This window comes from Mesorhizobium atlanticum (assembly GCF_003289965.1).
Classification (GTDB): Bacteria; Pseudomonadota; Alphaproteobacteria; order Rhizobiales; family Rhizobiaceae; genus Mesorhizobium; species Mesorhizobium atlanticum.
Genome location: NZ_QMBQ01000010.1, coordinates 163,126 through 186,775 on the forward strand (window position 1 = coordinate 163,126; position 23,650 = coordinate 186,775).

A 23,650-nucleotide genomic window follows, 5' to 3' on the forward strand; every position below is an offset into this window, starting at 1 on the left:
CCCCAGGAAACAAAACGGCCCTCGCCGCTTACTTGACAGGAACTGGTCACATGAGATTATCGGACAGGATTTTCGAGGAGAGCAATCGCATGAAGAAGATTTACGAGAAGCCGGTTTTCGTCCGCAAGGGCAAGCTTTCGGCGATTGTGGCCGGTTCGCAGCCCGTCTGATCGGGATAGCCAAAGCCAGGTCTCAACGGTCCCCGCCACGGCGGGATTTTTGTTTTCTCACCCCAACTCCACCCAGACCGGGGCATGGTCGCTGGCGTTTTCCCCACCCCGCACCTCGCGGTCGACGCCCGCCGCTTTCAGCTTTCGCGCCAGCTTCTTCGACAGCAAGATGTGGTCGAGCCGCAATCCGGCGTCGCGCGGCCAGCGGTTCCGGCGGTAATCCCAGAAGGTGTAGAGCTTCTCTTCCCTGGGAAAGACCTTGCGTAGCGCATCCGTCCAGCCCTGATCGATCAGCGCGGCGAAGGCGGCGCGGCTTTCAGGCTGCACCAGCGCGTTGTCGTCATAGGAGCGGGTCTGGTAGATGTCGCGCGGCTCGGGCACGATGTTGAAGTCGCCGGCGAGCGCCACCGGCAGGCCGGTGTCGAGGAGATCGCCGGCATGCGCGGCGAAGCGTTCGTGCCAGGCGAGCTTGTAGTCGAATTTCGGCCCGGGCTGCGGATTGCCGTTCGGCGCATAGAGGCAGGCGATGACGACGCCGTCGACCGCCGCCTCGATGTAGCGCGCCTGGCGGTCGGCATCGTCGCCGGGCAGCGCCTCGCGCGTCAGCACCGGCTCGGCGCCGCGCGCGAGGATCGCCACGCCGTTCCAGGTCGGCTCACCCTTCCACACCGCGCCATAGCCGGCGTGGGCAAGCCTCGTCAGCGGGAACTGGGTATCGCGGGATTTCAGCTCCTGCAGGCAGACGACATCGGGCTTTGCCTTGGCGAGCCAGACCAGGAGGTTTTCCAGCCGGCTGTTGATGTTATTGATGTTGAAGGTGGCGAGTTTCATCAAGTCTGCCGATATTCAGGTGATGCCGGCCTGCAAATGGCGGCTTCCTGCGCTTCCGGTGCTCACGTACTTTAAGTACGCTCCGCTCCGGTTCTCGAAAACCACCATTTTCGGCTCGGCCTGACCTGAATCTCGGCAGACTTGGCGGCGCAGTCAGCCCGCCATTCGGATTTTGATCGTCTCCGCCACCGTCTTCAAATGATCGCCGGTCGAAAAGCCCGAGATCGCCTTGCGCGGCTTCAAATCGTGGTCGCCGTCCTCCAGCCAGACCACCTCTATCGCCGGGGACAGGCCGTAGGTCGCGACCTCGTCCTTGGTGCCGAACTCGTCGCGCGTGCCCTGGAAGATCAGCGTTGGGGTTTTCAAGTCGAGGAGATGCTTTGTCCGCAGTTGCTCCGGCCTGCCCGGCGGATGGAACGGGTAGCCGAGGCAGACGAGACCGACGATCTCGCCTTTTTCGAACATCTCGTCGGCGACCATCGAGGCGACGCGGCCGCCCATCGACTTGCCGCCGATGATCAGCTTGCCGGTCACGCCCCTGGCGCGCAGGTCGGCGATCGCCTTGATGTATTCGGGGTTGACCGTCTCGGCGCGCGGCGGCGGCTTGCGGTGGCCGTAGCGGCGCGCCGCCATATAGTGGAACTCGAAACGCGCGACCTGGAAGCCGGCCGTACCCAGCGCCTTGGCGGTGGCGGTCATCGAGGGCGAGTCCATCGACGCGCCGGCTCCATGGGCGAGCAGGATGGTGACGGGAGCGGTGTCGAAGCCGTCGAAGAGGAAGTGGGTCATGGATGCGCCAGCCTTCCCTTCTCCCCTTGTGGGAGAAGGTGGCCGAGCGAAGCTCGGACGGATGAGGGGTGCTCCAGCTTGGCGGCCACGCCCATCGATATCCTTACCTGCGACAAGGTCACCAGCGCGTCATTCCTTCCAACACCCCTCATCCGTCTCGGCGCTGTGCGCCGATCCACCTTCTCCACAAGGGGAGAAGGTTAGGCGTTCACCCTGCCGTGCGCGCCATGTGCAAATCCACGAACTGTATCCCCTTTTGCGCAGTCCGTGCCCATTCGGACTCCGCGTCCAGCTCCAGATAACGCATCCATAACCGGCGGGCCTCCATCAGATTGCCCGCATCGAATTCCAGCCGGGCGAGATTGAACACCGGGTCGGCATAGGCCTTGTCGAGCGCGATCGCCTTTTGCAGATGGCGCCTTGCCGACGCCACCTTGCCCTCGTCACTCATCAGCCCGGCGAGGTTGAACCAGGCTTCGACGAAGCCAGGATCGAGTTTTATGGCGCGGGCATAGTCATGCGCCGCTTCGGCGATCCGGCCGGCGCCGCGCAGGCAGTTGGCGCGGTTGAAGGCGGCAATCGCATCCTTCGGGTCGATCGCCAGGCAGCGCTGGTAGAGGACGGCCGCATCGTTGTGGCGCTCCTCCACTTCCGCCATCTCCGCTTCGGCGAAGAGTTCTTCCAGCGTGTCGTCTTCCGGCGAGCCGAGGTCGAACAGCAACTGGCCGTCGAGCTCGCTCGTCCCATCGTCGAGATAGATCGCGTCCGGGCGGCCATGCTGCGAGCCGAGATTGAGCGATTTTGCCGTGAGCGAGGCGACCGGGCCGGAGCGGTGCACCGAGCGCGCGATCGCCCCCCAGCTGGCGCCGCTGGCTATCAGCCCGGCATATTTGCGCGCAAGGATCAGGTCGCGGAAGGAATAGGGCTCGCCGTCATGCTCGAAGGCGTCGAACAGCGACAGCATGTCGAGATCGTCGCCGGCAAGCCGCGACTGGTCGATGAGCGATTGCCTGGAGAGCGACGAGGCGTCGGGCGCCTTCATCAGCCCGAGCAGGCGCAGGAAACCGTTCTCGCTGATGAGTTGGCGGCCGGCTTCGCGCTCGGCCTTGGCGCGGCGCTCGATCTCGGCATCGCCGGATTTCGCCTTGGCGAGAAGCGCGCGGCCGAACACGACATGGCTGGTGCGGCGGGTGACGCCGCGCCTCAGCTCCGCATGGCGGCGCTCGACCTCGCGCGCGGCAAGCCGCAAAGGAAAGGCGGCCAGCGCGCCGACGACGCCGAAGACGGCGCCGGGAACGATCACCGGCCCTCCCGTCACTTCTTGCTCTTGCCGACGGCCTTCAACAGGTTCGCCTTCAGCGGGTTCTCAGGCGCCGCACCGCCGGCAGCCGCCTTCCTGGCGGGCTTCGCCGGCGCTTCCTCGGCCTTGCTTTTCGACTTGGCCGGAGGCTTTGCAGACTGCGACAGGCTCGCCTTCAGCGCATCCATCAGGTTGATGACATTGCCGCGCTCGGGTGCGGCCGCGATGATCGGCTTGTGGCCCTTCAGCTTCTCGCGGATCATCGCCATCAGCGCCACTTCGTAGCGATCCTCGTAGTTCTTCGGATCGAAGTGGGTTTCCTTCTGCTTGATCAGCGCCATGGCCAGCTCGAGCATTTCCGGATCCGGCTTGCCTGCCGGGATGTTGCCGAAATATTCAGCCGTGCCGCGCACTTCGTTGGGATTCCTCAAGGTGCAGACGAACATGCCGTTCTCGCGCGCGCCGATCGTCACCACGCGCTCGCGGCTGGAGAGCACCAGGCGGGCAATCGCCAGCTTGCCGGATTTGCGCATGGCCTCGCGCAGCACCGCGAAGGTTTCTTCCGCCATGGCGCCGTCGGGCGCGAGATAATAGGGCGAGTCCTGGTAGATGACATCGACCTCGCCCTCGTCGACGAAGGCCTCGATGTTCATCGTGTGGTTGGATTCGATCCTCACCGCGTCGAGATCGGCGTCATCGATGATGATGTACTGCTTGTCCTCGTATTCATAACCGCGCACCAGGTCCGAGCGCTCGACCAGGCCAAGCTCGGGATCGACCGGCTTCATGTTGATGCGGTTGTGCGTCTTCTTGTGCAGCTGATTGAACGAGATGCGCTCGCTCGCGCTGGTGGCCGGGTAAAGCCGGACCGGACAGCTGACGAGGCTGAGCTTGAGGTAACCTTTCCAACTTGCCCTGGGCGCCATGACGAACTCCTACGCGGCCATGCACTGACATTATGTTGGAGCATGGTCTTGTCCAAACCGGTTCCCGGTTTTTTGGGACCGTGCTCTTTATGTTGGAGCATGGTCCTATCCAAAAACCGGTTCCCACTTTTTGGGACCATGCTCATTGCAGCGCTTCGCCCGTAGGACGATTGGCGCTCTGGAAATCCTACACCGACCCCTCACCTTACAGCCGAATTCCTAGCGAAGTGTTCTTGAGGGTGGGTTGGCGCGGAGGATAATTCAAATTGTAGGAAGCGTCGATGGAGGTAGGCTACGGCGAAGTCGCCGAGCCTAGCCGTTCACATTTTTCGTGGCATTGCGCTTGTTGCGAGATCGGCCAAAAGATCGGCCAATTTCCATATTCAGTTTAAAAAACCTCTTATGATTATACGGTTATAGGATTTCCAGATCGGCCAGAATTAGGAATCGAGTCGATGGAAGAAAGCGTACAACGGATAGAGCCGGCCCGTTTGGTGGACGTGCCCGAGACGATTTCGGACGCCGTGGCGGAGCTTTCGGCGGCATCCGCGACTTTGGGCAACAGCCTCCATCCTCTCACGTCTCAAACGCCGAAGGGGCCCGTGTCCCTGCGCTTCCCTGTGGACGCACTAGACATCCTGTTTCCAAGACTCTTCCCGGAAACCTGAAGCTACCCGACCACCGGCAGATCCCTTGCAGCCTCATCGATCTCCGCCCAGGGATCGCCCGAGGTTTCGAGCAGCCCCGGCAGCGAGGCGTAGTTCAGGTCCTCAGGCGCGTCGATCGTCTCCAGGTCCGTCCAGCTCACCGGCGTCGAGGCCGGCAGGTTGGTGCGGGCGCGCAGCGAATAGGGCGCGGCCGAGGTGTGGCCGCGGGCGTTGCGGTGGAAATCGATGAAGATGCGCTTCTTGCGGTTTTCCTTGCCCATGGTCGTGGTGAAGGTGTCGGGCGCGCTTGCCGCGAGCAAAGTGGAAATGGCGCTCGAGGCCTGGTGCAGTTTCTTCCAGTTCTGCTTTCTGGTTACCGGCACGGTGATGTGGATGCCCTTGCCGCCGGAGGTCTTGACGAAGGGCACCAGGCCGAGGCTTTCCAGCCCGCCCTTGATGTGGACCGCAGCCTCCACCACCTCGCGCCACGAGATCCCCTCGCCCGGGTCGAGGTCGAAGACGATCTGGTCCGGCCTGTCGAGTTTTGTGCGGTGCGTGCCCCAGGTGTGGAACTCGACGACGCCGAATTGCGCCAGCGCCAGATAGCCCTTGGCGTCCTCGACCGAGAGATAGGTTTTCGTCTCGCCTTCCGAATTGACGCTCTCGAACACCGCCACCGAAGGCGGCATGCCGGTGAAAGCGTGGCGCTGGAAGAAGCAGTCCTGCGGTTTTCCCGTCGGACAGCGCACCAGCGACACGGGACGCCCGATGATATGCGGCAGCATGAAATCGCCGACCAGAGCGTAATAGACGGCGATGTCGAGCTTGGTCGGCCCGGTCTTGCCGAACAGTCGGCGTTCCGGATTGGTCACCCAGATAGTGGCGAGGTCGGATTCAGCGATCAGCCGCTTGCGTTTGACCGGCGCCGGCGTGGTGAGCCCGCCGACATCGCGCAACCCCCGAAAGACGCCGTGGCGGATCGCATTGTCGGCGGTGCGGTTTGAATAGCGCACGCGCGCCGACAGCAGCGGCTTCACCCAATGCATCTCGCGCATGATCTCGCGCGGCACGCCTTCAGGCGGGCTGGCGCCGGCCGTCAGCCGCTCCAGCCTGGCAAGCAGCTCGGTCGCCATGTCGCGGTCAAAGCCGGTGCCGACCTTGCCGCGATAATGCAGCTCGCCGTTCTCGAACTCGGCCATGCCAAGCGCGGCCAACCCTTCCGCCCGGTCGGAGACGGTGTAGCCGGCGATGACGAAATCGTCCGTCTTTTGCGCCTTCACCTTGGTCCAGCTCTTGGTGCGGCCGCTCATGTAGATGGCGTCGGCGCGCTTGGAGACGACGCCTTCGAGCCCCAGCTCCGAGGCTTGATCGTAAAGACCCTGCCCGTCGCCCTCGACATGGTCGCTGTACTGGATGGCGGCATTGGCGGCCTGGCCGGCGAGCAGCTCGGCAAGCAGCGCCTTACGCTTGATGAGCGGCGCCTTGCGCAGGTCCCAGCCGTCCAGATGCAAAAGGTCGAAGGCGTAGAAATGCAATTTCGAGCCGGCGCCTTCGGCCAGCGCGTCCTGCAGCAGCGCGAAGCGCGAGATGCCCTTGTCGTCGAGCACCATGATCTCGCCGTCGATGATCGCTTGGGCGACCGGCAGGCGCGAGAACGCCTGCGGGAGATCGCCATAGCGCTTCGTCCAGTCGATGCCGCCACGGGTGATCAGCCGCACCTCGCCATCCACCACATGCGCCATGGTGCGATAGCCGTCGAATTTGATCTCGTGCAGCCACAGCTCGCCCGTCTTCTCCGCCGGTCCCTCGCCGCCCGGAGGCTTCGGCACCTGGGTGGCAAGCTGCGGCTCGATGCGGCTCGGCGGATCGCCTTTTACCGCGCCGGGCAGCGCGCCCGGTTTTAGCGAGCCCGGCTTGGGCGGCAGGCGTTCCCGCTTCCTTGGCGGCGCCGCCAGTTCCTCGATGCGACGGCCGGACTTCACACTTTCCGGCCGGGCTTCGAGAATGTCGAGCTTGGTGTCCGAAGCGAGGTCGCGCTCCTTGAACAACAGCCAGTTCTTCTTGTTCTCGTCCTCGCCGGGCTTGGGCTTCAGCCTTGTCAGCATCCAGCCGCCATTCAGCTTCTCGCCCGCCAGCCGGAACTTGAAGGCGCCGGTCCTGAGGCTCTTTTCGACGTCCTCCATCGGCGCCCAGGTGCCGGTGTCCCAGACGATCATCGGCCCGCCGCCATATTCCCCTTCGGGGATGACACCCTCGAAGTCGATATATTCGATCGGGTGGTCCTCGGTCTCGACGGCAAGCCGCTTGTCGGCCGGGTTGAGCGACGGCCCGCGCGGCACCGCCCAGCTCTTCAGCACGCCGCCGATTTCGAGGCGCAGGTCGTAATGGTCGGCGGTGGCCTGGTGCTTGTGGACGACGAAGCGGTTGGAGCCCTCGCTGGCGGTGCTGCCTGCAGGCTCGGGAGTGCGGGAGAATTCGCGCTTGGCGCGGTAGGATTTGAGGTTGGCGGGCATGGATCAGGCGGAGGTGACGGCAAGCTTACCTTGCCAGCGCCGCGTTCCGGCACACCCCCCTCTGTCCTGCCGGACATCTCCCCCGCAAGGGGGGAGATCAGATGTCGCCGCCGGTTTCGCCAATCGCCGACGTTGTAAGCAGAGCGCCGGCGCCCAAACTGCCAATCTCCCCCCTTGCGGGGGAGATGTCCGGCAGGACAGAGGGGGGTGCTGTCCCGCCAGCATTTCGGATTTTCCTATATCGCGGCGAAACAAGGGACCGGGATCAATCGTCAATCGCCGGCGTCAGCTCCAGCTCGGCCGGGGTCAGCCCTTGCCGCAGCTGGCTCAGCCGGAACTCGTCGACCCAGTAGGCCTCGCCGTCGACAAGGACGCGGGCGCTGTAGGAGCCGCCGGAAAAGCGCTGCGCGGTGACATAGACCTTGTGGCGCTCGAGCGCCGATTTCACCGCGGCGCGGCGGGACTTTTCTCTGGCGACGGGACTGGCCATGGCCTCACTCGAACACGCTGCCGCCGAAGGATGCGGCTGGCCATAAGCATGGCGGAGAGCGGAATATGAGTCAATTTGCCGGGCACAGGCCGCCACTCACCGCCCAGCCCGCAGCCGCCGCCAGCGCTGCATGAATTCCTGCGCGAGCTTGAACAGGCGCGGGTTGTCGCGCACGAAGGCGACGCCCCGGCCGCGATACTTGATGGCGCCGCTCGCCGCCACGCCCTTCAGCGTGATGCCGTAGCAGAGTTCGGACAGAACCGACTTCACCGCGCCCATATGCTCCTTGTAGCTCTGGTTGCCGACCGACAGATCGAAATAGTCGAAGCCCTGCCCGCGGCCCCAGCGGATCAGCTCGCCCATGATGCACAGGCCGGGCGAAACGTTGGGCACCGCGCTCTGGTCGATCGCGACCAGCAGCGCATGCAGTGTGCCCTGATGGACCGCCAGGTACTGGACCGCGACCATGACGTCGCCGGCGCGCAGGCCGAAGAGGCGTACCGAACCGTCCGCCAGGCCGCGCTGCGCTGCGCTGCGATAGAAATCGACGACCGGCGGCTGCGCCAGGAGATCGAACCGGCCCAGTTCGCGAAAACGGCTGAGCCGCATTTCGACCAGCTTGCCGAAAATCGAGTCCACCAGAGCCGGCGTGTCGGCTTCCACCAACGCCAGGCCGCCATTGCGGTCCAGCCGGCGCAGGTCCTTGTTGAGGGCCTTGACGAAGGACGGACGGCAGATGCGCTTGACGACCGTCTCGGCGTCGCCGTCCATGGCGATGCCGTAGTGGGAATGGATGGAATCGCGTGCCGGCGAAAGCAGCGCCAGGGGATTGGCGACGCCGCCGATCGCTTTCGGGATACCGGTGATGTGGATGCGGTCCGCCGGCGGCAGCACGGAAAGCACCGCCGCCCACGCGGCCGCGGCGGACTGCCTCGTCCAGGGCGTGGCGTCGGCGAGCAGAGGTGCCGCATAGTCGCAGACCCCGCAGCTCAGCCACTCGATCACCCAATGGCCAAACGCGCGGCGCCGCATCAGCGGCACAAGCATGACCGGTTCGCCCGACGCGGCGTCCCGCAATTCGACGATGGCAAGTTCGGCTTTCGAGGGCATGAGCCGTTCGACGATCCCCTCGGCCCAGGCGAAATGCTGGTGGCCGGTGCACATGCCGGTCGTCTCCAGGCGCAGCCAGAGGGGTTTGACCGCTTCGAGGCTGGTGTGCAGCCGCGCCGCATAGGCGCCGCTGGCGGCGCCGGCGGGGTGCAGCGCCGCCTCGTCGTCGGCCAGGCCGGTCGTCATCACGGCCATCGGCATTACCTGGCTTGCCACATCATTCTCCTATCGTCTCTGCACGGCGAGCGTCGCCGCGCGGCGCCAGGCGCCGACAACGGTGGGGCGCTGCTCGTTGGGGTGCTTGAGGTTCCACATGCGGTTGGCCGCGAAATACCATGAGGCCACCAGCACGAAGGTCTCGGAAACCGCCGCGCCCGCCAGCGACCATGTCGGCGGCGCTGCCGCCAGCAGGATCCCGATCGTCGCCAGCCCGACAATCGCGCCGGCCAGGGTGATGAAGGCGACGATGCGGAAATCGCCGACGATCTCGAGGACCACGCGGGGCATCACATAGGCCATGATCGGCACATAATTGGCGATGGCGAAGATCCCGATCAGCCCGACCGAGGCATGCTGCAGGGCCTGGGATTTGATCATCGGCAGGATGAACAGGATGCCGCCGCCATAGACGAGGCTGGCGACCCCCATGATGACGGCCCAGACTTTGGCCTGCGTCCACACGCGCTCGAACTCGCCGTTGCGCACCAGCTTCGCGAGCTCCGGCTGCGTCATGTTGGAGAAGGCAAGGCTGACGATGCGCAGCGGCGCGAACAGCACCAGCACCGCCGCCAGCGGCGCGTAGGCGGCCGGTCCGGCGATGCCGGCGACCAGCAGCGCCAGGCATTGCCCCTGGATGTTCGTGGTGGTGGCGCTGAACCCCGACCAGGAGAGCTGCCGCCACAGCCTTGCGTAGCGCCGCCAGGTCGGCGCGCGGAAAGAGACACGCAGCCTGCGGCGCGCCAGTTTCACCAGCACGGCGATGCCGACCACATTGGCCGCGGCGAGCGCGAAGAAGGTGGCCTGAAGCGCGTCGGCGAAGAACCAGATCGCCCCACCCGCCAGCGCTATGCCCGCGATCGTGAACACGGCATCGCTGATGGAGACGACGAGCTGCATGCGGCGCGCGAAAAATGCCGTGCGCATGTGGCTGCGCAGCGACCAGGCGCCGACGAAGCAGGCGGCGCCGATGCCGCTCGGGTCGCCCAGCAGGCGCATCAGCAGCCCCGTGCCGAGCCCCATCAGCAGCGCCACCACAAGCGCCGCCGACCCGAAGGTCACGTCATGCGCGTCGACCCCGGCGCGGTTGGTGCTCTTGCTCATCCATATGCTGGCCGGAACGGCGGTGAGCGAGCGGATATAGGACAGGCCGACGCCGCCCATCACCATGGCCAGCGCGAAGAGGCCGTAGCCTTCCGCCGACAAAAGATGCAGCAGCGCGATGTTGAGGGCGAAATGGAAGCCGCTCTGCATCGCCTCGCCGCCGATCATCAGCATGAGGCGCCGCACCAGATGGGCCGGGAAGGTGAACTTCACGGGCTCGTCTCCGCCTCGCGGGCGACACGCGCCCGTCCCCGCCGCGGCGTGGTGGCCTTCAGCTTGTCGGCCACGATCGCCACGATCGCGGCGGCGGCGATATGTTCGCTGAAGAGCGTCTCGTAGCGCGCCCGGCCGGCGGCGGCGAAGCCGCGCCAGAGCTCCGGCCGCTGGATGATCTCGCTGAGCTTGCCGGCAAGGGCCTTGGCATCGCCCGGCGGCACATGCCAGCCGGTCTCGCCGTCGGCCACCACTTCCACCAGCCCGCCGATCGCCGACACCAGCGGCGGCCTGCCCCAGCCCATCGCCTCGATGGCGACGCGGCCGAGCGATTCCGGGCGGCGCGACGGCACCGCAACGATGTCGGCCCAGCGATAGTGGTCGGTGGGGTCGGAGACGAAGGGCAGCACCTCGACATGTCCGGTCAGCCCCATGCGTCCGACCAGCTCGGCCAGGGCCCGCTCGCGCTCGACGCTTTCGAAGGCACCGCCGACGAGGCGGACCTCGACGCGATCGCGCAGCGCCGCGGGAAACGAGGCGACCGCTTCGAGCAGCACCTCCTGCCCCTTGATGCGGTTGACGCGGCCAAGCATCAGGACCCGGAGCGGACGGCTGCCGTCATAGGTCACCGGCAGGGCGGCCAGCGGCCCGGCGACGCCGTTATAGACGACATGCGTGCGCCGCCCCCTGGCATCGACGGCCGACGGATCGCCGAAAGTGGCGCGCGTGGCGCGCGAGTTGAAGATCAGGTCGGCACGGCTCCAGCGCATCAGGGCGACAAGCACCTTGCGCAATATGCCCTCGGGGATCTCGTGGATGTGCAGCAGCGCCTTGCGCGGCATAAGCCGCGCCGCCAGCGCGTAGTCGGCGATGATCGAGGTGTTGATATAGGTCAGGTCGCTGCCCCGCATGCGCCGCCAGGCGCGCCAGAGCGCCGCCGGCAGCCGCGCCATCTCGACGGTGGCGAGCCTGAGCATCGCCTGGCGCCTGAGCACCCAGAGCGGCTCGAACACGATGCGGCTGGCATGCGGCGCGAGGATATCGACGATCGGCCCCTCGCGCGGCAGCACGACCTCGATCTCGGCGGCCGGAAACGCGGCGCGCAGCGCAGCCACGCTCTCCGCGAAGCTGCGGTCAGAACCATAGAGCTCGTAGCCCTGATGAACGCAGGCTATGCGCATTTCTATCTTTCCACCTTGCACCCCGAGTCCGCTCAGCACCGGACCCTTCAAGCGCGGAAGGAACTTCATGCCAAATCCGCACGCCGCTCTACCCAGCGGTGGCCACTGCCGGCCTCGGGAGCAAGGATCGTGCCGGGTCGCGAATGTCCGTCTGCGACCCCAACAACCCAGCCGTGCCCCGTATCGACACAGATACGTCGCGAAAGTTGACCGATAATGAAGCAAGCCCCGCGTTCTGAAGAGAAATTTTACACCTTCGTGCGAGTGTTCGTCCCGGGGGTACCCCTGGCACGGAAGTTGCTGGCGGTCATTGACATAACGACAACCATGACCGGACCCCGGGGAATCCTTTTATTTTGAAACCGGAACGACCTTCCAACCCGATCGAAAAGCCTTCGATCCTGATCCTGGGCACGCGCGGCATTCCGGCTTCCCATGGCGGCTTTGAGACCTTCGCCGAGCGGCTGGCGCTTTTCCTGGCCGGGCGCGGCTGGAAGGTCGGCGTCTATTGCCAGAAGGAAGTCGAGCGCGTCGGCCAAAGGGTGACGAGCGACACCTGGCGCGGCATCGAGCTCATCACCATCGAGGTCGCCTCCAAGGGCCCGCGAGCGACGCTGGAATTCGACTGGCAATGCGTGCTTGACGCCGCCAGGCGGCCGGGCGTGTGCCTGGTGCTCGGCTATAACGGCGCGGTGTTCCTGACCTGGCTCAGGCTCATGCGGCGCAAGATCATCACCAATATGGACGGCATCGAGTGGCGGCGGCCGAAATGGGGGCCGGCGGCGCGCGCCTGGTTCTGGCTCAACGAATGGATCGGCGCCTGGCTCTCGCACCGTCTCGTCGCAGACCATCCGGCGATCGCCGACCACCTCGCGACAAGGCGGCCGCGCAGCGCCATCGCCACCATTGCCTATGGCGCCGACCCGGTGACCTCGGCGCCGGAGGAACCCCTTCACGCGCTCGGGCTGGAGCCCGGCAAATATCTGGTCTCGATCGCGCGCATCGAGCCGGACAACAACATCCTGCCGATCATCGAGGCCTTCCGCCGCCGCGATCGCGGCGACATGAAGCTGGTTGCGCTGGGCACGCTCAACGACGACATCCCGTATCACCGCGCCGTGCGCGAGGCGGCAGGCAGCGCGGTGATCATGCCGGGCGCGATCTACGACCAGGCGACCGTGAAGGCGCTGCGCTACCATGCGCGCGCCTATATGCATGGCCACACGGTGGGCGGCACCAACCCCTCGCTGGTCGAGGCGCTGGCCGCCGGCAACATGGTGATCGCGCATGACAACCGCTACAACCGCTGGGTCGCCGGCGAGGCGGCCATCTATTTCAACGATACCGACAGCTTGAGCGCACGGATCGACGAGGCGCTGGCCGACGACGCGCTGGTGGCGCGCTGCAGCAAGGCGGCGCGGGCACGCGCCCGCGAGGCCTTCCGCTGGGAAGACGTGCTCAGCGCCTATGAGAAGGAAGCGCTGCGGCAGCTCGGCGCCGCCACGGCCGCGCCGGCGCAAGCCGACCGCGCCAAGCATGCATGAGTGGCTGGTCGCGCCGCCGTCTGCTCGGCGCGGCGCTGGTCGCGGCAATGGGGCCGCTGGCGGCAATGGCTCCGCCATCGATCCCGCCGGCGAAAGCCGCGACCGGCGAATGGCCTTTCAGGCGCGGCGTCAACGCCTGGCCGTGGTTTGCGCTGACGCGCGAATTTCCCGCGCCGCGCACCGACTATGACTGGCCGCCTTTCCAGTCGCAGCGGCCCGTGCCGACGCCGGCCGACCTTACCCGGCTGCGCGCCGCTGGGCTCGACTTCATCCGCCTGCCCGTCGATCCGGGCCCGTTCCTGGCCGCCGATGCGGGCCGGCGCGCCGACCTCATGGCGATGCTCGGCGCGGCGGTCGAAGCGGCCGTAGCCGCCGATCTCGGCGTCATCGTCAACGTGCAGGCCAATGGCGCAACCCATTACTGGAATCCCGAGCGCATGGTTTCCAGCACCGACGCGCCGGAATTCCCCCGTTACCGGGCCTTCGTCGCCGACGTGGCCGGCATGCTCAAGGACATGGCGCCCGGCAGGGTCGCGCTGGAACCGGTCAACGAGCCGCCGCAGGACTGTTCCTCCGAGGCGTGGCCCAAGGTTCAGGCGGCGCTGCTGACCGCCGCGCGGGGCTCGGCGAAAGACCTGCCGATCGTCGTCACCGGCGGCTGCGGCTCGATGGTGCGGGGCCTCACCGCGCTCGACCCGGCGCCGCTGGCGGAATTCGACCCGATCCTGTTCACCTTCCACTTCTACGAGCCTTACCTGTTCAGCCATCAGGGCGCGCCGTGGATGCGCGAGCCGGTCTACCGCGCGCTGAACAATGTGCCCTGGCCGGCCTCGGCCGGATCGCTGGAACAGACTCTGGCCTCGGTCAGGGCAAGGTTGGCTGAGGATACCGAGAGGTCCGACGAAGCCAAGCGCGCCGCCTATGCCGAGACCGAGAAGGTGCTCAAAGTCTATTTCGACGCGCAGCCCGACCGCGGCTTCATCGACGGCTATCTCGCGCAGGTGAGCGACTGGGCGGACGGCCACCACATCGCGCCCGGGCGCATCATCATGGGCGAGTTCGGCGCGCTGCGCACCGATGCCCGCTACACCGCCGCGCCCAACCCCGACCGCGCCCGCTACATCGCCGATGTGCGGCAGAGCGCCGAAGCCGCCGGCTTTCCCTGGGCGTTCTGGAACCTGTTCGACGGCATGGGCATGATGGACGACACAACCCGCGCGCTCGACCCCGCCATGGTCGAGGCGCTGGGGCTAAGGATGCCGCCAACTTGATTTGTTGAATCACCAAACCACGCTAAAGCCTTGGTTTGATGCGGGAGCCGGCGGGTGGGAAGCCGGCGCATTCTTGCGAAATCGAGCCAGCGGCTCACAAATAAGGCGTGCCGGTGCCCGCCGCCAATCGCACCGCCACCGACAGCGAGAATGTACATCTATTTGCGCATTTCCGTTCATAGGTGGAGCAAATTGTGCAAATAATTGCACATCAGCTTCCCAAGGGATCCCTTGTGCCGGAGACCAACACCACCAAGATCAAGGCTCGGCGGGAACGGGAAGGCTGGCAGCTTGTCGGCGGCTCGAAACATGACAAATACAAGAAGGCCGGGATGCCGACGATCATGGTTCCCAGGCACAAGACGGTGACGCCCTTGGTAGCCCGGTCAATCGCAAAAGCGGCCGGCTGGGAATAATACCGACTCCTCACCATGTTCCATGAAGAGCAAGGCAACGAAGAACATAGGACCAGGTCATGGCTCGCTACATCGCACTCGTGGATGCCGCGGACGGCATCGTCGGTGTGTCGTTCCCCGATGCACCAGGCTGCGTGGCCCAATCGGAAAACCGGGATGAGGCATTCAAGGATGGAACCGCGGCTCTTGCCGAATGGGTAGCTGAAGAACTGGCGGAGGGTCGTGATGCTCCCCGCCCCGAAGCATGGATGAGCTTATGGCCGACGGAGAGGTACGATCGGCCTTGGCCGATGGCGCCGTTTTGATCTCGGTCCCTCTCATTCGCGACTATGGCCGGCCGGCCCGGGCCAATATCTCATTGGATGCAGGCCTGCTGGCCGACATCGACGAAGCAGCCCATCGACTGGGTGTCACCAGGTCTGCGTTTCTAGCTGCGGCGGCCAGGGAGAGGCTTAAGGAAACTGTCTGATCGTTCCCGCGCCGGCCTATACAGCGCCAGGGCGATCACCACGAATTTGGTCATCAGCGTTGTCTTGGACGCAAGGCTTTCCGAGGTGTTGATGATGAGAAGCCAACCCAGCATCGGCAGCCAGATGCCGGGATGGCAGCGGCGGGCCACCTCGTGCATGAACAGCGCGAAGCCGAAGAACATCAAAAGCGTGAAGAAGGCGCCCTGGTAGAGCGTCATGCGGATGATCGGATTCTCGATGCCCTGTTCGAGGCCGCTGATACGGCGGGTGCTCTCCAAAAGGTCGATGTCAGGGCCGACGATGATGTCGCGCAGTTCCAGCCGGCTGAACAGGTCGAACATCTGGACGCGCGCGTTGGCGCTGCCATTGTCGGAGACGAAGCGCTCGAGCAGCGCGTCGAAGAAGCCGTAATAGCCGGCGAGCATGATCGCCAGCGGCAGCAACGCCGCAAGCATGGTCACGAGCGCCGCGGCCAGGAGGTTGACACGCCCGGTCCTGAGCTGGGCGACGCCGCGGGTCAGCAGATAGACGCTGCCGAGCAGGACCGTCAGCACCATCGCCGAGCGGCCGCCGAAGGCAACCAGCGCGCAGAACTGCAGGCCGACCAGCGCCAGCCTGAGCGGCGTCGACAGGGAGCGCGCGCCGGACAGCAGCGACAGCACATAGATCAAGGTGACCGTGGCATTGGACAGCGGGTGTCCCTGCAGCGCCGTCGAGCGCGGGTCGTTGACGAACACCGCGCCGTCGAACCTGTAGGGGAATACCAGATGCTTGGTGCCGAACTCGAACAGCGCCAGCAGCGCGTTCACCGTCATCACGGCATGGATGACGAGTTGCAGCCGGGCAAAGGTCTTTTCGTCATCCTCGCTCAGCACCAGGACGAACAGCGCCGGCGCGACGAAGGTGTCGATCATGCCGGCCATGCCGGGGCGTTGCCTGACGATGACGACGAGGAGAAGCACCGTGGCGATCACCGCCAAAAGCGCGGTCGCCGGACGCCGGTTGGTGACGTTGACGACATAGCCGACGGGATTGCCGAAGGTGCAGGACCGCCAGGCAAACACCAGGACCACGAGATAGGTGGACGGATGGATCTTGGTCAGCGCGCTGCCTTGCAGGCCCTCGTAATTGTAGCCGAGCAGCCAAAGCATGCCGCCGGATACGGCAAACAGGAGAAGCACCGCCACGGTGATGCCAAGCCGGGTCAGCGTGTCGACGGGGACAGCGCGCCGGCCCGCAATGCCGTAACCCGAAGCCGGGACAGGCCGGGCGGAATCAGCCAGGACCGAGGCCATGTCAGGCGGCCTCGTCGACCAGCATGGCGCCGGTCGGCAGCCGCCCCATGACGGAGACCGCTTCCGAGGTCGAGGCGACGTCGCGCATCGGCGTCGCGTTCAACCTGGCGACGAGCAGGATCTCGTCGGCCATGGCGACCAGCGGCAGGACGTTGAGGTCGTCGGCCAGGGCGCCGCCGTCGACGACGACGAGCTCGAAGCTGCGATTGGCCTCGGCCAGCATGCGGTGGGCGAAATAGAGCGCCTGCGCTTCCTGGAACACCGCCGCGGGCCGGCCCCGGCCGATGAGCGCGACGGAACTGCCGGGCGCATAGCGGCTGACCGCGTCGAGCGGATATTCGCCGCGCAGCACGTCGAGCACGCCGGGCTGCGGGTCCTTCTGGCCCTTGCCGGCATTGATGTCGATGAACAGCACGCGTCGCCCCCTGGCCGCCGCCGCGTTGGCGAGCTGCCACGCGACCCTCGAGCGCTGCGCCTTGTCCTCGGGTGGCGACGCGACCAGGATCGAAGGCACCAGCGGCCAGTCGGGCGGACGCCTTGTGGTGGCGGCGATGCGCTGCAGCGCCAGTCCGGCCACGGCGTCGGTCTTTTGCGCCACGCCGCCCGCGCGGCCGAAGCGGCGGCGTCCCCTGCCCGGCAGCACGCCCAGCACCGGCGCCTCGATGGCCGACTGCATCTGGTTGGCGGAAAGCACGGTCGGCGAAAGATATTCGGCGATCAGCGCCATGCCGATGCCCAGCGCCAGCCCGCCGAACACGGCGCCGAACACAAGCAGCCCCTTCGGCGGCCAGCTCTTCTTCAGCGCCGGCATGGCTTCGGAGATGATGCGGGCATTGGTGCTGTCGACATTGGTCTGCTCGCGCGTTTCCTGGGCGCGTTGCAGGTAGTTGGCATAGACGGTGCGCACGGCGTCGAGGTCGCGCTGCAATTCGCGCAGGCGCACCGAAGCCTGGTCGGTATCGAGCGATTTCGACTTGAGCGCCGCCACCTTGGCCTGCAGCGCCTGCTGGTTGGCCAGGGACCGCTCATAGTCGGTTTCCGCCGCGGTGACGATGCGGCCGAGCTCGCGCTGGATCAGCGCGCGCAGGTCGCGCAGCTGCTGCTGGGCGGCGATCATCGAGGGGTGGCGCGGTCCGAGCCCGGTGCCGAGCTGGGCGATCTGGTCGACCAGCGCCGCTTCCTGTGCCCTGAGGCTCGAAATCGTCGAGGAGCGCGTGGCTTCCGAGGTCGCATCCGGCGCGCCGCCCTGCCTGCGCAACTGATCGACCTGCGCCTTGAGCTGCTGGGTGCGCGCCTGCGCGGCGGTCAGCTCGGCATTGAGCCCGGTCAGTTCCTGGTCGCTCACCAGATTGCCCTGGGCCATCACCATGTTGTGCTGCGAGCGGTAGGCCTCGACGGCGTTCTCGGCCTGCTCGACGCGCTTGCGCTGTTCGTCGAGCCGCGCGGTGATCGCCTCGGAGGCCTTGGCCGCCTTTTCCCTGCGCGCGTAGGCCTGGTCGGCAAGGTAGGCGTTGGCGATGGCGTTGGCGATGTCCGACGCCTTCTGCGCGCTCTTGGCGGTGATGATGATGTTGAGCACCAGCACCTTGTCGTCGCGCTTCACCGCGAGCACGCGTCGCAGCGAATCCAGCGTGGTTGCCGCCCTGTCGCTCTCATTGTCGCCGAAGATCATGCCCATCCAGCGGCCGAGAACGCCCTGCCCGTTGAACTCCGGATCCTCGGTGAGGTTCTTCGCCTTGATCGCGCGCAGCAGGACGCCGTTCGACTGCGCGACGCTGACCTGGCTCTCGACCTGGGTGATGCCGCCGTCGGGCGAGATGCGGCTCGGATTGACGTCGTTGGTGACGACCTGGAGGTCCTCGGGATCGACGATGATCTGCGCCGTCGAGGAGTAGAGCGCCGGCGTCAGCATGGTGTAGACGAGCGTCGCGGCGGTAAGCAGCGCTGAGACGGCGAGGATCAGGAAGCGGCGCCGCAACAGGATGCGGCCGAGATCGCCAAGCTCGACCGTGGCCGACGCTGGCGCGGGCGCGTAGTAGGCTGGCGCCGGCGCGACCGCCTCCGAAGCGTTCTGCTGAGGCACCATGAGCAGGGGTGGTTGCAAAGGTCGCTCCGACAACGCTCCATCGGCCGGCAAGACGAGAAATGCGGCGTCAGCCTAGCTATTCCCGGCAACGATTAAAACACTGTTAATTATGTTCATAAATTGAGGCTGCCCTGGCACGAAGTTTGCACCAACACAGTGGAAATCTGGTGCAGCTGAAATTGGAGACATCGTGCGCATGCGGCGGGAACTAGACCCGGCGGGACTGCCTGCCAGTTCCGGAGGCGAGTCGCCCGGGGACCGGCCATGCGCCTGAGCCTGCGCCTCAACGGCGATCGCGTGCGCGCTTTCCATGTCATGCTGGCCGAACGGCTGTCGCTGCTGCCGGGCGTCGAGCTTTGCGTCGACGCGCGTCCGGCGGCGGGCGGCGTGCCGCGCGCGGCCGAGGCGCTGTTCCAGCTTGAAACGCTTATCCACCGGCTGCCCGCCAATGGGACGGCCAGGCGTGTGCCAATTTCGGCTCTGGCCGGCCATGCGAGGGCGTCCCAGTCGGCCGATCTCGCCATCGACCTTGTCGGCGATGTCGAGCCGCAAAGCGGACAGGTCTGGCGGCTCGCCTATGACGGCGTCTGCGGCGAGGAAGCCCTGCTGGCGCTCATCCTTGCCGGCCGCACGCCGCTCGCCCGCCTGGAGCAGAACGGCGCGACCATCGCCGAAGGGCGGCTCGGCACCGAATATCACGGCATCGCGCTGGCGTCCTTCCAGGACATACTGGCGCGCACGGCCAGCCTGATCGCGGCGGCGGTGGCCGGCGCCGCGCGCTCGCATTTGCCCGTGCTGCCCGAACCGCCATCCGGCGCATCGCCTCCGCCCATGCCGTCGGCCACGAAGCTCGGCGTGCGGGCCGCCAAGGCGACAGTGCGGCGCATCGTCCAGCAGATCTATCATCTGTGCTACAACGCCCCACACTGGCGGGTCGGCTGGCGCGAGACGCAAGGCAAGGACCTTTACGATCTGCGCGCCCACCCGCAATCGGGATGGCGCGACCTGGCCGACGACGGCAGCCGTTTCTACGCCGATCCCTTCCCCGTGCTTTACCGCGGCCAGGTGACGCTGTTCGTCGAGGATTACATCCATAGCGCCGGCAAGGCGATCCTGTCGGCGGTGGCTTTCGGGCCGAACGGGCCGGCAGGCACGCCGAAGCCGGTGCTGGAACTGCCCTACCACCTCTCCTACCCCTTCGTGTTCGAGCGCGACGGCCAGATGTGGATGGTGCCGGAAAGCGGCGCCAACCGCAGCGTCGACCTCTACCGCGCCACCGCCTTCCCGGGCGGCTGGGTGAAGGAGGCGACGTTGGTCTCCGACATCGTCGCCAGCGACGCCACGCTTGTCGAGCATGGAGGACGCTGGTGGATGTTCGCCACGGTGCGCGACGGCGGCGGCGCCTTCTCCGACCAGCTGCATCTGTGGTCGGCGCCGGATTTCCGCGGGCCGTGGACACCGCATCCGAAGAACCCGCTGCTGGTCGACATCGCCTCGGCGCGGCCGGCGGGCCGCATGGTGAGCCGTGGCGGCCAGCTTCTGCGTCCGGTGCAGGACTGCCGCAGGAGCTATGGCGCCGCGCTCGGCATCGCACGCGTCACCCGACTCGACGATGACGGCTTCGAACAGGTCGTCGAGACGATCCTCAACCCGGGCGCCGGCTGGGCCGGCCGCAAGCTGCATACGCTCAACGAAGCGGGCGGACTGGAATTCATAGATGGTTCGGCAATGGCACCGCGCTGGAAGCAGACCCAGCGGCGGGACAGCATGCCCACGGGCCGTGGAGACAAGCAATGAGCACCACCGGCAACTCCGAAGCGCCCGCCGCCCCGCCCGGCCGGACCGAGGTGGAGGTGGCAATCGTCGGCGCCGGGCTGGCCGGAACCGTTCTGGCGATAACGCTCGCCAGAGCGGGCCGCAAGGTGGCGCTGATCGATCCGCACCGTGTCCATCATGACGAATTCCGGGCCGAGAAAACCCGCGCGGAACAGATGGGGCTGTTCGAAAAGCTCGGCCTGGGCTCGGTCTTCAGGTCGATCTCCACGCCGATGACCGATCTCCATATCTTCCGCTTCGGCCAGTTGTTCGAGCGCAAGCAGACCTTCGAATACGCCTTTTCCTACGCGCCGCTGGTCAACGGCATGCGAGCGGCGCTGCCTCCAGAAGTGCTGCTGACGGTGGGCAAGGTCGCCGAGGTGTCGACCGGACCGGACCGGCAGCGCCTGGTGCTCACCGACGGCTCGGTCATCGATGCCCGGCTCTTGGTGGTGGCCACCGGCTACAGCGAGGCGGTGCGGCGCGCCATCGGCGTCGAGCGCATCGAGGAATCGAAGGCGCATTCGCTGACGATGGGCTTCGATCTGGCGATCAGCCCGCAGGAATTCGGCCTGCAATCCCTCACCTTCTACGGAAGGCGGATCGCCGATCGCATTGCCTTTCTTACCATCTTCCGGATCGGCGAGCGGCTGCGGGCGAACATGTTCGTCTATCGGACCGTCGCCGACCCGTGGGTGCGTGCGTTCCGCGAGAACCCACAACAGATGCTTCTCGACCTGATGCCGGAGATTGCCGAGCGATGCGGCAACTTCGCCGTCGCCAGCGAGGTCGAGGTGCGGCAGGTCAGCCTGACGACGACCCAGGGCCATCGCCGCGACGGCGTGGTCTTCATCGGCGATGCGTTCGTCACGACCTGCCCTGCGCAAGGCGACGGCATCCACCGCGTGCTCACCGATGTCGAATGCCTCAGTTCCACGCATATCCCCGCCTGGCTCGCAACGCCCGGCATGGTGGCCGACAAGATCTGCGCCTTCTATGACGATCCGATCAAGATCGCGGCCGACACCAGGGCCCTGCGCGCCAGCATCTATGCCAAGCGCATCACCACCGAGACCGGACTGGAATGGCGCCTGCGCCGCCTGCGCAACAACACCGCGCGGCAGTTGATGGTCTTCGGCCGACGGTTCCGCGAAGCAGGAAAACCGGCCGAGCCGCGCGCGGCGTGAGAGGCGTTGCTTCCACCCAGGCCGGCAGGCGGCCGGGCGTTGCGCCGCCGGGCGCGCCCGGGAACGCCATTGTGAGCGAGCTTACGAATCCGTAAGTCGCGCTGCCTGGCGATGCCGGCGTAAATCAACGTTGAGCAGTGTCTCCTGCTTGGCGGGACAGCGTCGCTTCAATGGCCCGCTGCCGCCTCTATCGGTTCGGCAGCGGGCTATCGAGCGGCGGCACGCAGGGACCGGCTCTCACCGCCGCGGAGCCCGCGCCGGGGTTGCTTCGGATCGTTTCAGCCGCCCGTGATACCCGCTCGAACGCCCGGCGCGGGCGCCGACAGGATCCGCGCCTTCCGCGCACGGGGATTGGCCCCGCACCGGGCTTCGCCCTATCTTCGGATCGAAACAAGGACAACGACCATGACCCGCATCCGCGCGATGACGAGGAACGATCTTGCCGACGTGTCACGGCTGCTCGGCCAATCCTGGCGGCGGACCTACGCGCCGATCATGGGCGACGAGACCGTGGCCCGGCTTTCCGACGAAAGGCATGCGCCGGACAAGCTCGCGGAAGAACTGGAGGACGAGGACAAGATGTCCTTCGTCGCCGAACGCGCCGACGGCTCGATCGCCGGCTATGCGATGGCGGCGATGGATGGAAAAGGCGACGTCTCGCTGGAGCGGCTGCACATCGAGCCGCAGGCGTTCGGCAGCGGGCTTGCGGTCGACCTTTTGCATGCCGTGCTTGCCGCGCATGCCGGCATCCCCTCGATCGCGCTGGAGGTGATCGAGGGCAACGACCGCGCGATCGCCTTCTACCGCAAGCACGGCTTCGAGGTGGTCGAACGCCGCGAGGCCGCCCACGGCGTCGACGGCCACGCCTCGCTGATCATGCGGCGCATGCTGCCGAGGGCTTAGAACCGCGAGCCGCTCTGTCTGCTTGTTTTGACGCAATTCATGACGGAAAGCCGCTCACACTTTTCCGGGAATTGCTCCGGAGGCTCCCTCAAGCCGAACGGCGCAGCATCAATTCGGCGTTGAGCAGGACACGCGCGTTGTCGCGCTTGGCGGGCGGGGCGTCTTCATCCAGCCGCTGCAGCAGGAGCTCGATCGCCAGGCGGCCGATCTCGTTGTAGTTCTGCGCCACGGTGGTGATCGGCGGGCAGGCATAGCGCGACAAGGGATGGTCGTCATGGCCGGCGACGCGCAGGTCGCAATCGGCGCCGTGACCGACCTTGAGGCCAAGCGCGTAGGCTGCGCTGATGACGCCGAAGGCGATGCGGTCGTTGGCGCACAGCACGGTTCCGGTCGGGAATCCCTGCCCCTTCAGGATGCGCAGCGCCTCGTCATGGCCGAACTTCTCGAAATCCCAGGAGCCGGCATCCTCGACCGCCACGATCGACGGCGTCACTTTGAACTCGCGCATGGCCTCGACATAGGCTTCCTGCCTCGCCGTGGCGTTGTTGTTGACCAGCGGCATGCCGAAATAGCAGGGCGGCTCGCCCGAGCGGCAGAGATAGTCGACGATCAGCCGAAAGCTTTGCCGGTTGTCGGTGCCGACGAAGGACGACGTCTCGTCGAGCGGCGAGTCGACATAGATCAGCGGGATCGACGCGCCGAGCTCGGCAAGCACGCGATGGTGCGAGCGCACGCCAAGCGGGGCGATGATGGCGCCGGCGATGTTCATCGAGCGGAACGTCTGGATCGCCTGGTCCTCCATCTCGGCGCGGCCATCGGACGACAGCACGAAGGCGAGGAAGCCGGCCTCGTTGGCGATCGTCTCGATGCGGCGCGTCAGCGCCATGTAGAACGGATCGGTCGAATTGGGGATGATGACGCCGAGGATGTTGGAGCGGCGGCGGTTCAGATTGACCGCGAATATGCTGGGCCGGAAGTCCGACTTCTTCAGCGCCGCCTCGATGACGCTGCGGGTGTTCTGCCGCACGGAACCCGGATCGTTGAAGTATTTCGAGACCGTGGTGCGGGACAGGCCGACAAAGGCGGAGAAGTCCTCCATCGTCCTGATCGTCTTTGCCATCCTTCTGCCCCTGTCGGTACCGCCGTCACGACTGTCTACTTGAGTCACCGCTT

At 66.2% G+C, this 23,650-nt stretch carries 18 protein-coding genes and 1 pseudogene; 7 read left to right on the top strand and 12 right to left on the bottom strand.

Annotation, left to right across the window (positions count from 1 at the left end; all coding sequences use genetic code 11):
- Nucleotides 1-227: 227 nt before the first annotated feature.
- The 9 genes from DPM35_RS28165 to DPM35_RS28215 all read right to left on the bottom strand — a co-directional run bounded on the left by DPM35_RS28165 (nucleotide 228) and on the right by DPM35_RS28215 (nucleotide 11,490).
- On the bottom strand, nucleotides 228-1,001 hold the full coding sequence (locus tag DPM35_RS28165; protein ID WP_112130463.1) for an exodeoxyribonuclease III: 774 nt from the start codon (nucleotides 999-1,001) through the stop codon (nucleotides 228-230).
- A gap of 153 nt (nucleotides 1,002-1,154) precedes the next feature.
- A complete protein-coding gene (locus DPM35_RS28170; protein ID WP_112130465.1) occupies nucleotides 1,155-1,790 on the bottom strand; it encodes an alpha/beta hydrolase family protein in 636 nt (211 codons plus the stop codon).
- A 208-nt stretch (nucleotides 1,791-1,998) separates the two neighbouring features.
- Nucleotides 1,999-3,093 carry a tetratricopeptide repeat protein gene (locus DPM35_RS28175; RefSeq protein WP_112130467.1) on the bottom strand — a complete coding sequence of 365 codons (1,095 nt, stop codon included), beginning with the start codon at nucleotides 3,091-3,093 and terminating at the stop codon, nucleotides 1,999-2,001.
- 11 nt (nucleotides 3,094-3,104) lie between these two features.
- Nucleotides 3,105-4,016 (bottom strand): non-homologous end joining protein Ku, encoded by a 912-nt coding sequence (gene ku / locus DPM35_RS28180; RefSeq protein ID WP_112130469.1) that lies wholly within the window; start codon nucleotides 4,014-4,016, stop codon nucleotides 3,105-3,107.
- 670 nt (nucleotides 4,017-4,686) lie between these two features.
- A complete protein-coding gene (gene ligD / locus DPM35_RS28190; RefSeq protein ID WP_112130471.1) occupies nucleotides 4,687-7,176 on the bottom strand; it encodes a DNA ligase D in 2,490 nt (829 codons plus the stop codon).
- A gap of 265 nt (nucleotides 7,177-7,441) precedes the next feature.
- Complete coding sequence (locus DPM35_RS28200) at nucleotides 7,442-7,666, bottom strand: hypothetical protein (RefSeq protein WP_112130473.1); 225 nt, start codon at nucleotides 7,664-7,666, stop codon at nucleotides 7,442-7,444.
- A 96-nt stretch (nucleotides 7,667-7,762) separates the two neighbouring features.
- Nucleotides 7,763-8,971 (bottom strand): GNAT family N-acetyltransferase, encoded by a 1,209-nt coding sequence (locus DPM35_RS28205; RefSeq protein ID WP_245431682.1) that lies wholly within the window; start codon nucleotides 8,969-8,971, stop codon nucleotides 7,763-7,765.
- Nucleotides 8,972-9,001: 30 nt separating this feature from the next.
- Nucleotides 9,002-10,309, bottom strand: a complete 1,308-nt coding sequence (locus tag DPM35_RS28210; protein ID WP_112130477.1) for a lipopolysaccharide biosynthesis protein — start codon at nucleotides 10,307-10,309, stop codon at nucleotides 9,002-9,004.
- A complete protein-coding gene (locus tag DPM35_RS28215) occupies nucleotides 10,306-11,490 on the bottom strand; it encodes a glycosyltransferase family 4 protein (RefSeq protein WP_112130629.1) in 1,185 nt (394 codons plus the stop codon). The genes DPM35_RS28210 and DPM35_RS28215 overlap by 4 nt, the downstream gene beginning before the upstream one ends.
- A 356-nt stretch (nucleotides 11,491-11,846) precedes the next feature.
- Here DPM35_RS28215 and DPM35_RS28220 point away from each other — a divergent pair, with 356 nt between their 5' ends.
- From DPM35_RS28220 to DPM35_RS28235, 4 genes and pseudogenes are all read left to right on the top strand, one after another.
- Nucleotides 11,847-13,034: a DUF1972 domain-containing protein gene (locus DPM35_RS28220; RefSeq protein ID WP_245431676.1), complete on the top strand. Its 1,188-nt coding sequence runs from the start codon at nucleotides 11,847-11,849 to the stop codon at nucleotides 13,032-13,034.
- A complete protein-coding gene (locus tag DPM35_RS28225; protein ID WP_112130482.1) occupies nucleotides 13,031-14,305 on the top strand; it encodes a glycoside hydrolase family 5 protein in 1,275 nt (424 codons plus the stop codon). Before DPM35_RS28220 ends, DPM35_RS28225 begins: the two co-directional genes overlap by 4 nt.
- Before the next feature lie 233 nt (nucleotides 14,306-14,538).
- On the top strand, nucleotides 14,539-14,721 hold the full coding sequence (locus DPM35_RS28230; protein WP_112130484.1) for a type II toxin-antitoxin system HicA family toxin: 183 nt from the start codon (nucleotides 14,539-14,541) through the stop codon (nucleotides 14,719-14,721).
- Between the two features lie 59 nt (nucleotides 14,722-14,780).
- A pseudogene (locus tag DPM35_RS28235) lies at nucleotides 14,781-15,190 on the top strand (type II toxin-antitoxin system HicB family antitoxin).
- Here the strand turns inward: DPM35_RS28235 and DPM35_RS28240 are convergent.
- Both DPM35_RS28240 and DPM35_RS28245 read right to left on the bottom strand, forming a co-directional pair.
- Nucleotides 15,149-16,486, bottom strand: a complete 1,338-nt coding sequence (locus DPM35_RS28240) for a VpsF family polysaccharide biosynthesis protein (RefSeq protein ID WP_112130486.1) — start codon at nucleotides 16,484-16,486, stop codon at nucleotides 15,149-15,151. The pseudogene DPM35_RS28235 and the gene DPM35_RS28240 sit on opposite strands and share 42 nt — an antisense overlap.
- Before the next feature lies 1 nt (nucleotide 16,487).
- A complete protein-coding gene (locus tag DPM35_RS28245) occupies nucleotides 16,488-18,590 on the bottom strand; it encodes a GumC family protein (protein WP_112130631.1) in 2,103 nt (700 codons plus the stop codon).
- A gap of 246 nt (nucleotides 18,591-18,836) precedes the next feature.
- Here DPM35_RS28245 and DPM35_RS28250 point away from each other — a divergent pair, with 246 nt between their 5' ends.
- The 3 genes from DPM35_RS28250 (at nucleotide 18,837) to DPM35_RS28260 (ending at nucleotide 22,477) form a co-directional block, all read left to right on the top strand.
- The gene (locus DPM35_RS28250) at nucleotides 18,837-20,369 is read left to right on the top strand and encodes a glucosamine inositolphosphorylceramide transferase family protein (protein WP_112130488.1); all 1,533 of its coding nucleotides are present in this window, start codon (nucleotides 18,837-18,839) and stop codon (nucleotides 20,367-20,369) included.
- Nucleotides 20,366-21,574, top strand: a complete 1,209-nt coding sequence (locus DPM35_RS28255) for an FAD-dependent oxidoreductase (protein WP_112130490.1) — start codon at nucleotides 20,366-20,368, stop codon at nucleotides 21,572-21,574. Before DPM35_RS28250 ends, DPM35_RS28255 begins: the two co-directional genes overlap by 4 nt.
- A gap of 405 nt (nucleotides 21,575-21,979) precedes the next feature.
- Nucleotides 21,980-22,477, top strand: coding sequence for a GNAT family N-acetyltransferase (locus DPM35_RS28260; RefSeq protein ID WP_112130492.1), 498 nt, complete (start codon nucleotides 21,980-21,982; stop codon nucleotides 22,475-22,477).
- 88 nt (nucleotides 22,478-22,565) lie between these two features.
- Here the strand turns inward: DPM35_RS28260 and DPM35_RS28265 are convergent, their stop codons facing one another.
- Nucleotides 22,566-23,576 carry a LacI family DNA-binding transcriptional regulator gene (locus tag DPM35_RS28265; RefSeq protein WP_181592189.1) on the bottom strand — a complete coding sequence of 337 codons (1,011 nt, stop codon included), beginning with the start codon at nucleotides 23,574-23,576 and terminating at the stop codon, nucleotides 22,566-22,568.
- Between the last annotated feature and the right edge of the window lie 74 nt (nucleotides 23,577-23,650).